Consider the following 12,302-nt stretch of genomic DNA (forward strand, 5'->3'; position numbering starts at 1 on the left):
TGAACGCCGCTGAGTGCGTCCTTCGGGTTCTCTTCGTCATTTCTTGGGTTCCTTTGCCTGCATTATCGCTGGCTCAGGCCCCAGCCGTTCCACTTATCCGGTTGTCCGAATTTGCGCGGCCACCTCTAATAGCGTGTAGCGCGAACCGGGGTAGAGGTCATCCGGCAATTGCACGAACGCCAAGCGCCCCCCTTCGGCGCCGATCACGTGCACGGGTACGGTGCCCTCCGGTCCCAGCAACGTCACGCTATGGGTATTCAGTTGTTTCAGATCAACCGGCATGGCAAACCGCAACACCAAGGGACCATGAATGGAGGCTTGGTCGGTATCCGAGAGGGGACGTGTTTCAGCAATCAGCGACGATGACGTCTGTTTTGAAGCAAGCTGAGACGACACGTCCGGATGGAAGGTCCATGCATCGTGCAAGGGAAACCCTTTGGCATCAACACCGTTCTCGACGCGCACCGAGCCGTCGGCCTGCAACGTGGCGATCGCATCCATGCGCGGCGCGTAGATCCCCGGCAACGACGTGATCTGGTGGGAGGCTTCTTGCCATACCACCGCCGTGGTGGCGGGCGTGCCATCGGATGACCAGCCGCCCGTCATCAGCAGCGTGCCGTCCGTTAGCACCGTCAATGTATGGCCTGCGCGTGCAGGCAGGCCCAGGGGGCCTGTGCGTACGAAATGCTGCGTGTCGGGATTGAACCATTCGCCACTGTCGAACACATGGCCTTGGGCATCGATGCCGCCCCAAAACAACACCAGGCCATTCGGCATCACGGTGATCGAACCAAAACGCCGTGCTTCAGGCAGCTTCACGACTGCTCGTTGGTTATCGCCGATGAGATAAGCGACACCCTCGGCACCACGCACCTCTAGCGTGCGGCCATCCGATAACAACGCGCGGCTGGTGTCCGCCGATGCAGGCAGCACAAACGTGTGATCACCGCTATGGATGTACTCGGGAGATGTCGGCAGCGGCAGCGCCAAGGCGGTCGCGCTGAGCACCGCCATGCTGACCAAGGTCACCAGTGCCGTTCGATTCCGTTTAACGCTGTCCACGTTCATTGTCGATTCCTTGAATGCATTACCGTTTCAATCTGTATCAATGCGATCACGCCCTAGGTCACGGCGCTTATTGAAGTGTTAAGGTCAACCGCGCACTGCCGGGCGCACTATCGGCCGTGCCAATGACCACCGTGTAGGTTCCCGTTACCGGCAAATTCGGCAAGGTGAGCGTCGGCGAAGTGCTGGAATTGAGCAGACCGTAGTAATTACTCATAGTGGGGGACGAGGTAGTGGGCGTGTAGACAAAGACCGCCATGAACCGCCCGCCGGCCGCGTTGACATTCGACAGCGACAAGGTCGCCGTCTGCCCCGCCGTCGCGTTGAACGTCACGCGCTCCATCGGACCCGCGCTGAGATCGATATCCAAGGGTGTGTTGGAGGTCAGTGCGGGGCCGATGACATCCGGCGCCACCAGCGCATTGAACGCCATCGTGCCGCCCCCGTTGGGTGTACCGCTACCCGAGGGATAGACCAGCGCGTAATACGTACCGGCCGACAAGTTCCATAGCGGTTGATGGCAATACGTTGCGGCGGTGGTCGAACCGGGGCAATCGACCGTGCCGATCACCGTACCGGATGCATTGGATACCTGCATGGTGACCTGATTGGGGTTACCGCCGTTGACGTTGACGTTGGTCAACTCCAATTCCAGATTGTCGCCTGCGTTGGCCGTGAAGCTCAGCCCCACGTCCTGGTTGAAGACATTGGTGCTGTAGGTTTGGCTCGTGCCATCGGTGGGCACCGTGCCCTCCTGCCCCGCTATCAAGGTCAGCTGGCCGGTCGTGGGGGCGGAGTCCTCCGAGCCGATCACCACCGTATACGTACCGCTGACCGGCAAATTCCCCAGATTGAGCAGGGTCGAATTATTCGAGTTGAGATAGCCGTAGTAGTTGGTCTGGGTAATCGGCCCACCCGGTGCGTAGACGATCGCTGCGAGGAACCGTCCACCCACGGTACTCACGTTCGAGAGTGACAACGCCAACGCCTGGCCGGCGGTCCCATTGAACGTTACCCGCTCCATCTGGCCGGCACTCAGGTCGAACGCCAGCGGCGTGTTGGGCGTCAAGGCTGAGCCGATGATATTTGGCTGGAGGGTAGCGCCGAACATCATGGTGCCTCCGCTCAGTGGGTACACCGTCACGATGTACGAACCCGCTGTCATGTTCCACAGCGACAGATGGCAATAAGTCGCCGTATTCGCCGAGCCCGCACAGGTAACACTGGCGATGACCGTGCCGGCCGCATTGGTCACCTGCACGCCAGCCGTATTCTGGCCACCCCCCAAGATGTTGAGGTCGGTCAATTCGAGATCCAGGTTGTCGCCGTCATTCGCGCTGAAACTCAGGTACACGTTCTGACCACTCGCACTCGTGGCGTAGCGATGATTGCTGCCATCGACGGACAGCGGACCGCCGGCGTTGGAAAGCAAGGTGAGCTGGCCGGTGACGGGCACGCTGTCTGCCGATCCGATCACCACGGTGTAGGTGCCCGTAGTGGGTAGATTCGGCAAGTTGAGAATGTTCGAGTCCGAAGAAAGGCGCAGTGCGTAGTAGTTGCTGAAAGTGGGCGCGGTGGTGTTCGGCGTGTACACGAAGACCGCCAGGAACTGCCCTGACGGTGTGGCGATATTCGACAGCGACAGGGCCACCGATTCGCCTGCCATCGCCGTGAAGCTCACGCGCTCCATCTGGCCGGCGCTCATGTTGATGGCCAGCGGTGCGTTAGGTGTCAAGCTCGGGCCGATGACATCCGGCTGCACGATGGCATTGAACGCCATGGTGCCGCCGGAACTGGGGGCCACCGTCACCCGATACATGCCCGCCGTCATGTTCCAGAGCGGCTGATGGCAATACGTGGTCGTGGTTGCGGAGCCCGTACAGTTGAAGCTGGCGATCACCGCACCGGCAGCGTTGGACACCGTAACGGCCACTTGGTTTTGCGTACCGCCAGTGACGTTGAGGCCGGTCAATTCCAGCTCCATGTTGGCGCCGCTGGTTGCGGTAAAGACCATACCTTCGCTGCGCCATGCCTGAGATGTAGTGATCGCATAAGGCGTCGTATTCACCAAGGCAAGATCGGTTTGCACTGACACACTCAACTGGGCGCCGGCGGTGTCCGGTTGAAAGATGGCCACGTAGTTGCCGGTGGCCGTGAGCGGGGGCAAATGGATCGAGGGCGAGGAGGTCGACACCGTGCCAGATTGGACCAGCACGTTCCCCGGCCCATAGATCTGATACGTGAGGTTGTTCGCCGAGGTGGTGATCGTAGTGAGCTGAAGACTCAGCCAACTGCCTTCCGTCCCGTAAAACAGCACGCCGCCCATTTGCCCGCCCGCACCGATGGCAAGGGAGGCCGGTGCGCCATTAACCGTCGCCGTCGTACCACTGACGAAATTGGCCGGATTGAGCCCACTCGCCAGCACAAACAAAGGTGTTGGACTGAGCGCCACACCGTAAGGCGTGCTGACCGAAACCGTTCCGCTATCGGCCGCAGACATGGCAAATTGCACCTGACTGTCGGAGAACGAAGACGGCGACTGATCGAAGTCACCGACTTGCACCACCGTTGCGCCGGCCACGGGGTTCAAATGGGTGCCAGCGATGGTTACAGATCCCCCGCTAGCCACCGCGATGGGCGTCACTTGGGTAATCGTGGGCGGCACGCCCGTGTCGTCGACGATAAATGGCGTCGCAGTCGTCGCCGTTTGCGTGCCGACCGTCACGCTGATGGGACCGGTCGTGACGCCACCAGGAACCATCACCACCAATTGCGTGGATGAGGCAGAAATGACGGCTGCGACAACACCGTTGAAACTCACGGCATCGTTAGCCGGGTTGCTGTCGAACCCCTGGCCCTGGATGGTGACTTGCGTGCCGGCTTCGCCATGCGTGGGCATGAAGGCAAAGATGGCGAGTTTTCCCGACGAAAGCGGAGCACTGACCTGACTGGCCTGGCCCAATGTGTTATAGCCGTACTGGACACTGGCGCGGTTATTCGCTGTCACTGCGACAACGCGACCGTTGGCGTCGTAGACGTAGTGCGTGGATTGTGCATGCGCCATGCCCCATGCCATGACGCAAAGCACCCCGATAAGGGTTGCGCGGAACAGGTGATCGAGCCGGCCTAAGAGACGCCGTCCTATCATCGATACATATCGTGCACGATCCGCGCGCATATCCCTGTCCGCTCCTCCATAAAGCATGGCAGGCCTGATCTCATTGCCCGCTAAGCTCCATCCTGTCTTGTTAACCGTCATGGTTGATTCCCGCTGTATCCGTAACTGGTCTATGGCTTGTGGATGATGGAAGTGACGACACGCTTATTGCACGGATACCGAAATTTGCCCACTGAGCGGCAAGCCATAGGGACTATCGACAATGATGGAGTAAGCACCACTGACCGGCAGATTGGACAACGTCAGGCTTTGCGTCTGAGTCGTCTGGAAATAGCTGTAGTAGTTGGTCGGCAAGATCGTCCCCACGTCGGGACGGTAAACAACAACGAAAACCGCCTGACCCGCCGGCACGGTGCTCGCACCTGACATCGTGATGGTCGCCGTTTGGCCTGCCGTGGCATTGAAGGTCAACAGTTCATATTGGCCGCTAGCAAGGTTGACGGTCGTTGGTGTGTTGGGAGTAAGCAACGGCCCCATCACCGGCGGATTCAGTGACGGATTGAACGACATCACTCCTCCGCCATTAGGCTGACTCGCCACGACGGAGTAGTTGCCCGCTGCCAAGCCCCATAGGAACACACGACAACTCGATCCGGGATTGGACTGGTAACAACTTCCGCCGGTGACCTGGGTTCCTGCAGCGTTGTAGACGTTGAGATCGACCTCACCACTGGCGGCGGCGGCGATATTGCTTAAGGCCAGCTCAAAACTATCGCCCGCGTTCGCGCTGAATGTCATATAGGCGTTTTGTGCCGGCACGCTGGTAGCCACGTTTTGACTCGTCCCTCCGCCACCTAAGGGCACTACCACGTCGGGCACGAACCTCAAGACCCCACTCATGGGTACCCCGAGCGGCGTGTCCACGATCACGGTGTATGTACCACTCGCGGGCAAGTTGGGAAGGTTGACGGTTTGCGTCGTGTTCGCGTCGAAATAAGTGTAGAAGTTGGTGGGCGTTATCACGCCGGCGCTGGGGCTGTAGATAACGACATACGCCGATTGCCCGGACGGCGTTGTGCTTAAGTTGGCCATGTTTAACGTCACCGGCTGTCCGGCCGTTGCGTTAAAGGTCAAGACCTCGAATTGGCCTTGCGCCAGATTGATAGCGGCCGAAGGCGTGTTGGTGCTGAGCAAGGGTCCCGCTACGGGCGGTCGCAACGTCACGTTGACGGATACGACACCCCCGCTGGCGGGCACCACCACCAGCGACTGCATACCTGTGGCCGTGACGCCCCATACAAAGTCACGGCAACTGGCAGGCGCGGAGGTGTAACACCGGGTCATGTTGATCTGGCTGCCCGTGGTGTCATAGGTGTAGACATCGACCTCGCCATTACCCCCCGTGAGGGTAATGTTGCTCAGCGAGAACTCATAGCTAATGCCAGCCGTTCCCATCGATGGGAACATCAGACGTGCGCTTTGTCCCGATACGGTGGTGCTAAGCCTTACAGGCGTGCCAGGCGCTAGCGTTGCATCCGACTGTACGGCCAATGTCATCTGCGCGCTGCCGCCAGTGGGCTGGATAAGGACCAGATACATGGCTCCCGCGATGAGGTGCGGCAGATGGATCGACGGCGACGCCGCCGATATCGCTCCTTGTTGAACCACGCTACCGCCCGGCCCATAGATGACGTAATTGATGGAACTGGCGGACGTGGTGATGCCGCTGGCTTGCAAACTTACCCATCCGTTGTCAGGCGCAGTGAACATCACCGTGCCCATCTGCCCCGAAGCGCCAATGTTGAGGTTGACACCCGCGCCATTTACGGTGGCGACACTGCTGCTTATAACGCTGGAGGCACTGACACTACTCGATACCAGACCCACCGGCGTCGCGCTGGTCGCCGAACCATAGGGTGTCGTGACCGTGACATACCCCATGAAGGCATCGTTTGGCACCACATATTGCAATTGCGTATCGGATACCTGGGATAGCGAAAGAATGTCACGTCCGCCCATCTGCACCATCGTATCGCCGGCCACCGGATCAAGATGGCTGCCGGTAACGGTGATCGTGGTTCCCACCGACGTCATCACAGGGCTGATTTGCGCGATGGTGGGCGGCGCCCCGGTATCGTCGATCGCAAAGGAGGTGGCACTGGTGGTTGCCTGACCGCCGACCGTCACGCGGATCGGTCCGGTCGTGGCCCCGTTGGGAACGGTGGCAACCAGTTGCGTGGCGGATGCGGAATTAACGGTTGCAACGACGCCGTTAAAGCTCACCGCGTCGTTGGCGGCATAGCTATCGAACCCTTGCCCCTCAATGGTGACTTGCGTGCCGGCTACACCATGCGTGGGCATGAAAGCGAAGATGGCCAATTGACCTGCCGCGATCGGCGTACTGGCTTGACCGGCATAACCCAGCGGGTTGTAGCCGTATTGGACGCTAGTGCCGTTGGTCGCAGTGACCGCGACCACACGCCCGTTGGCGTCGTAGACGTAGCGGCTCGATTGCGCCTGGACATGGCTCGCCCAAGGCAGGACAAGGTAGAGCAGGCAAAGCGCACACGCTTGGAGGAACGCCCCTACGCGGCGTCGAGATGATCGCCCTGCGCCGATTCGACCGTCCTTCCCTTCCGCTATTGCAGCCCTGCCGTTCCCCTGTAACTCCATGTCGCACGTCCCTTATGCCGCTCCCTTGGAAACGGCCAGCCTGAATCAACGTGATACCCCTTAACCCCCGGCGTCCCCTCACGCAGTGTGAAGAGGCCGTGAAACTGCCTAGCCGATCACACCAAACCTCTCGTAAAGAGAACGTGAAGAAGTTCACACTAGGCAGACATACAGCCCATGCGATCTAATGGGGCGCGTGGAGAGCACCGGTGACCAAGTCATCAAGCCCTAGCGCCTCCCATCAGCATTCATCACACGCGGGTCAGGGGACCATGCATCGTTCAGGACGTTTGACGGGTATCGCCGTGCTTGGAGCACTGCTCATGGGCTGCAACCATCCGAGCACCACGACGTCGACGGCATCGACTTCACAGGCCGCGACCGGCCCTGCCAAACCCGCTGCCACCGCTGACGAAAACACCTGGGGCAACTACCTCGCGGAGGTAGGGAAGTTGCATGGCAAGGATGTCGGCATGCGCCCGTACATCTACGTCATTCCCGCGGGTGACAACGTAGCGGCCACTGCCCGTCGCCAAAACGAGACCGACTCGGTCGTGCATAGCATCGGCCCGATCCTCATGCCCGGCGGCATGCTGATCGTCGGTGGTCCCGATCCCACGCAGACCACGGCCTTCCTCGGTGACGTTGCGAAGCACGTGAAACCCGATGCGCTGAAGGGCATCGTGGTGATGGTGGTCAGTGACGGCTCCGAACACGCCGCGGTGGCGAACACGTTAAAAGCAAGCGGCGCGACCGTGCGCTTCGTGAACATGTAATGCGGGACATTGCAGGAGCTCGGCGCAGGATGTCGCTGATACGCGGATTCGGATGGCTCGGTGTTGGCGTGCTGGCGAGCACGCTCGCCGTTTTCGCGTTGCGCCCGGCCGCGCACGGATCATCTGACGCATCGTTGCTTGCGCAACGCATTGCACTGGGCAAGCAGCTCTTCAATGATCCATCGCTAAGCGCCGATGGCAGCGTTCGCTGTGCCTCCTGCCACATGCCGGAAAAGAGCTATACCGATGGACGAGCAACAGCGGTCGGCGTTTACGGACGTGTCGGCACACGCAATACACCCAGTCTCCTCTCCGTGGAACTCGCCAAGGAAGGCGCTTTTTTCTGGGATGGACGACGCACGGTACTGGAACAGGCCGTGCTCGATCCGCTTACCAATCCGGTGGAGATGGGGCTGCACGATCAAACGCAAGTGACGCAGCGGATTGCGCAAAACAGCGCTTACCGCGCAGCATTCGCGCAGGCGTTTCCGACGCACGGCGATGCATTGACGCCGGATGAAGTCGGTGTGGCGCTTGCCACCTATATCCGCTCGCTGACACCACCCGAAAGCGCCTTCGACCGGTATCTACATGGTGATCGCACGTCATTGAATCCCCGCGCGCAACTCGGGCTGGCCCTCTTCCAAGGCAAGGCCAGCTGTGCTGAATGCCACCGGCTCGAAGGTTCCCCGCCGGCGTTGACAGATCATGGTTACCATCGCACCGGTGTCGGGCTCGATGGCATCACGGCGAATTTGCCTGCGCTTACCGAAGGGGTCATCGCACGTTCGCTGCAAGGCAGCGCGATCGGCAATCGTGTTGCCACGCATGCCGACGAGGCGCAGCTTGGACGTTTCAACGTCACGCTGGAGCCCGTGGATATCGGGCTGTTTCGCACACCGTCACTGCGTGGTGTCGCGCACACCGCGCCGTACATGCACGATGGCAGCGTGCCAACCCTTGAGGACGCGATCGATCGCGAGGTGTACTACCGCAGTTTGCAAGCCGGGCCCCCGTTGAATCTGAGCGTGGAAGAACGCCTCGACCTCGCCGAATTCCTGCGCTCGCTTTGAGAGCAACGAACACCGCCCCTCTCACTGTGCGGAGCGCAGACGGGCCTCGGCCAACAGCGCTTGCGTGGCTCGCCACGCATGGCGCGCCGTGCGTGGATCGCGAAACGCCCGCGCATGAGATGTCGCACCATCGATCAGCATGAGGATCACGCCGGCGAGCCGCTTCGTTTCACCGGCATCAAACTCGTCCTGCAAGACACCTTCGATCAAGGCGAGAAGCGCCTTCTTGTGACGCACCGCGACCTCCGACAACTCCGGCTCACTCAGGCCGTATTCGCCGATCGCACGCTCGAACAGGCATCCACTGAAGACTTCGCTCGTAAACCACTCTTCATGCCAGTCGAAAAACGCCTTCAGTTTGGCGTCGACACCTTCCACGGTGGCAATGCGCGCAGTGAGTTCCTCGATCACGCCACGGTGCCTCCATTCGAGCACTTCCCTGGCCAACGTCTCCCTTCCCTCGAAGTTGTTGTACATCGACTGGAAGGCCACGCCGGCCTCCCGCGTAATCTGACGCACACTGACCGCATGAAAGCCGTAGCGGCCGAAAAGCTCCGCGGCTTTACCCAGTACCTTGGTTCGTGCTCTGCGACGGGCGAGTTCGTTTTTTTCGTGGGTGATCGTCATGGTCGTTCCCGGCTGGTGAGCCCCTGACGCTCGTCATCAACGACAACTGCCAGCTCAAGGCATCGTAGTAGTCGCCGCAACTGGCGAGTCGGAGCATACACCCGGCCCATACGGCGGACATGGCACGGGGTTCACGCTTCGCCAGTGGCCGGATCACGTTTTCGAGCCAGCCTTCACCGTGTACATCGTCGACCGTGATGTGCTCGTCGTAATAGCGCGTAATGGACGGCCCGAGGCCAAGGCGGCGGCACCCGGCGATGAGCTTGCGGTACTGCGGCGGATCGAGCAGTTCCGTCGCGGCCATCACGCCCAGCAGTTTGAAATAGTGCTGGCGGTTCAGGGCGCACAGCATGAAGAGGTTGTAGCCACGCAATCCCTGCCAGGTCAGTTGCGAGGCGAAGTCGTCGCCCGAGGGCGCGATGCCCAGATCGGCCAGGAGACGCCGGAACAACTGTACGTGGCTGTGTCGCGGATCGCCCCGCCCGGCTTCGTCCCAGAAATTCGAGGCCAGTTCCTGGCGAGCTTCCGGTGGCGATCCAATCATCGCCATCACGATCAGATCGAAAAACCGGACGTTGAGCGCCGTGTCGCTACGAAAGAATCCTTCGAGCTGCGCACGCGTCGCGTGCGTTTCAAGCATGTCGAACAGCGGATGATGGGACGCCGCATGTGCCTGGACCGCACCGCGCAACGCGTCGATCAATGCGTCCGGCGAGTCGAAGACAGGGGCGGCGCCGATCCGCTGGTATTCGGCCGCCAGCCACTGCCGCTCGATCGTAACGCGCAGCCCGGTCAACAGCGGATCGAACTGGTTGACCACGGCCGGCATCGCCGGATCGGCCACATGCAAGTCGTACAGGGCGAACAATGCCCGATGCACGTCGGCCAAAGCCGCCTCGTTCCGCTCTCCGAAGGCGCGACGCAGCACTGCGGCGAGACGCGCCTGCAATCGCGCCGCGAACCGATCGTCGTCTTGCACGCTCCGATCGACGCGCGGCCACCGAGTCAACGCAACGATCGCGTCACCGATCGGCATGGCCAGCAGTTCGGCCCGTGACACCGATGGCATGAACCTCTTCGATCCGGCCTGCGTTCCCCAATCCGTGAACATCGTGTGGCACCCTCCTCAGTGATGGTCCTCGTCCCGCACGGACTGGATCATGTGTTCTAGACAGACTGTCCGTCTCGTGCCCCTCATATGGCGATGCCGTCTTGGCAAGCACGCACTGCACCCTAACCAGGAAGGGCGAACTTGCCCCATCTTTCCGTAACAAAACACGACGCCTGTCACAAAACTGACACGTAGGCATTGACAGCCCCGGCCGGAAGGTCCGAACTGGCGCCTCACAAAAATGGATCAATCGTTCTAGTCTTTAAAGGCCCTCCCAGGGCCTTTCCGGAGGCGATGCATGAGCGAGACACCGGCAGTCGAGGATGCGGGAGCGGCGCACGGATCGCGGGTCCAACCACACGGTCCTCTATCGCGTGTGGCCGCGAGCCGGGCGATGGTCGCGGCGTTGGCGCCTCGCGTCGTGGGGCAGCATGTGCGGGCCGCGTTGCGCGCCCTTCGCGACGGCGAGGCCTACGGCACGAAAGCGGTGCTGGAACCGACGCGCGACGAATTGCGCGCTCTGCTCGGCGACGCGGCGGATGCGGCGTATGCCGCAGGCGAGCGACCCAATTGGAAACTCAGCGCACTCGTCAGCATCAACCCTTCGTACGGCGCGGTAAAGATCGTCGGCTCGCACAGCTACAACCGCCAGCACGGCGACCCGCGATCCACCTCGACGGTACTGCTCTACGACAAGCTCACCATGCAGGCGGTGGCGATCCTCGATGGCTCGACGTTGTCGGCGCAACGCACCGGCGCCTATGCGTCCGTCGTCATCGATCGCTTGCTGCCCCAGCGTGCGCGTTTTTCAGTGTTTCTGTTTGGCGCAGGCCGCGTGGCGCAAGCCGTCGTCGAGGATCTGCACGCCCATCATCCCGAGCGCATCGACACGCTGTACATCCGAAGCCGCACGCAAGCCAGTGCCGACGCGTTCGTCGCACGGCTCGCGCCGCATGTATCGTTTGCGCTCGTCGCCGCCCCCACACTCGACGCGCTCCCCGATTGCACGTTGATCGTCACCGCCTCGAACGCCAACGCGCCACTGTTCGAAGCCTGGCAGGTCGGCGACGCATCGATCGTGTTGCACCTGGGCGGCGACGAAACGCCCGACGAACTGATCCGCTACATGCTCGAAGCCGGCACGGTGATTTGCGATGACATCGACACCGTCGCGCATCGCCGCTCACAGAGCTTGCCGCTGTTCTTCGCACGCACCGGACGCTCCCTGGAGTCGATGGCCAACGCGTATCAAGTACGCAATCTCTGGCAGATCTTGGACGAGACCACTACGTATCGCATGCCGGCGCTCGTGACGTGCGTGGGCTTACCTGTGCTGGATCTCTATCTCGCCCAGCACGTGTACGAGACGGCACGTGACGCCGAAGCATGTCGGGGCTGACACGTGCCGTGTTCATCGATCGATGGCCGCGCTCAGAAGCGATGGCGCACGCCGGTCGCGACGGTGAATTGCGTGTTGGTCGAGGACGCACCACCGGCCGTCGTCATCGCGGCGATCGGCCGATAGTGCCCGCCGACCAATGTCGTGCCATCACCCAGCGCCTTCTGATACCCCGCCGTCACGTACAACTCGGTGCGCTTGGACAGCAGATAATCGATGCCTACGTTGATCTGGTGCCAGGTGGGCTTGAGGTCCGCGCCGCCGGTGCCGGGCAAACCGGTCGCGCGGCCGTCCGTATAGGTGTAATCGGCCACGATCACCCACGGCGCACTAAGAAGCTGTTGCGAAATTAGTTAAACAGAGACTTTAGACGCGTCCAGCAAATCAAAGCGCAAGCCAGAGACATGAAGGCCTCGTGAACATGAGCATAGCGTTCGTAACGAATCTTGAGCCGTCGAAA

9 protein-coding genes and 1 pseudogene are annotated in these 12,302 nt (G+C 61.0%); 3 read left to right on the forward strand and 7 right to left on the reverse strand.

Annotated elements, in window-relative coordinates; all coding sequences use genetic code 11:
• Positions 1-93: 93 nt before the first annotated feature.
• From WS62_RS03025 to WS62_RS03035, 3 genes are all read right to left on the reverse strand, one after another.
• Positions 94-1,068, reverse strand: coding sequence for a hypothetical protein (locus WS62_RS03025; protein WP_066567527.1), 975 nt, complete (start codon positions 1,066-1,068; stop codon positions 94-96).
• Positions 1,069-1,135: 67 nt separating this feature from the next.
• Positions 1,136-4,324, reverse strand: coding sequence for an IPT/TIG domain-containing protein (locus tag WS62_RS03030; RefSeq protein ID WP_231748172.1), 3,189 nt, complete (start codon positions 4,322-4,324; stop codon positions 1,136-1,138).
• A gap of 63 nt (positions 4,325-4,387) precedes the next feature.
• Positions 4,388-6,856, reverse strand: coding sequence for an IPT/TIG domain-containing protein (locus WS62_RS03035; protein ID WP_066567528.1), 2,469 nt, complete (start codon positions 6,854-6,856; stop codon positions 4,388-4,390).
• A 323-nt stretch (positions 6,857-7,179) separates the two neighbouring features.
• Between WS62_RS03035 and WS62_RS37790 the strand changes: the two genes are divergently transcribed.
• Both WS62_RS37790 and WS62_RS03045 read left to right on the forward strand, forming a co-directional pair.
• Positions 7,180-7,632 carry a hypothetical protein gene (locus tag WS62_RS37790; protein ID WP_231748173.1) on the forward strand — a complete coding sequence of 151 codons (453 nt, stop codon included), beginning with the start codon at positions 7,180-7,182 and terminating at the stop codon, positions 7,630-7,632.
• Positions 7,633-7,661: 29 nt separating this feature from the next.
• On the forward strand, positions 7,662-8,705 hold the full coding sequence (locus WS62_RS03045; RefSeq protein WP_066567544.1) for a cytochrome-c peroxidase: 1,044 nt from the start codon (positions 7,662-7,664) through the stop codon (positions 8,703-8,705).
• A gap of 21 nt (positions 8,706-8,726) precedes the next feature.
• Here the strand turns inward: WS62_RS03045 and WS62_RS03050 are convergent, their stop codons facing one another.
• Entirely contained in the window at positions 8,727-9,332 is a 606-nt protein-coding gene (locus tag WS62_RS03050; protein WP_082720651.1) for a TetR/AcrR family transcriptional regulator, read from the reverse strand.
• Complete coding sequence (locus WS62_RS03055; protein ID WP_082720652.1) at positions 9,268-10,443, reverse strand: iron-containing redox enzyme family protein; 1,176 nt, start codon at positions 10,441-10,443, stop codon at positions 9,268-9,270. The genes WS62_RS03050 and WS62_RS03055 overlap by 65 nt, the downstream gene beginning before the upstream one ends.
• Positions 10,444-10,741: 298 nt before the next feature.
• On the opposite strand from WS62_RS03055, the gene WS62_RS03060 reads away from it, so the two are divergent.
• Positions 10,742-11,842, forward strand: a complete 1,101-nt coding sequence (locus WS62_RS03060; RefSeq protein ID WP_066567535.1) for an ornithine cyclodeaminase — start codon at positions 10,742-10,744, stop codon at positions 11,840-11,842.
• Between the two features lie 32 nt (positions 11,843-11,874).
• On the opposite strand, the gene WS62_RS03065 is transcribed toward WS62_RS03060, so the two are convergent.
• Positions 11,875-12,156, reverse strand: a complete 282-nt coding sequence (locus WS62_RS03065) for a hypothetical protein (RefSeq protein ID WP_231748174.1) — start codon at positions 12,154-12,156, stop codon at positions 11,875-11,877.
• A gap of 35 nt (positions 12,157-12,191) precedes the next feature.
• Positions 12,192-12,302, reverse strand: a pseudogene (locus tag WS62_RS35845) (IS5/IS1182 family transposase); the annotation flags it as partial.

It is taken from the genome of Burkholderia sp. ABCPW 14, assembly GCF_001523835.1.
GTDB classification, from domain to species: Bacteria; Pseudomonadota; Gammaproteobacteria; order Burkholderiales; family Burkholderiaceae; genus Burkholderia; species Burkholderia mayonis.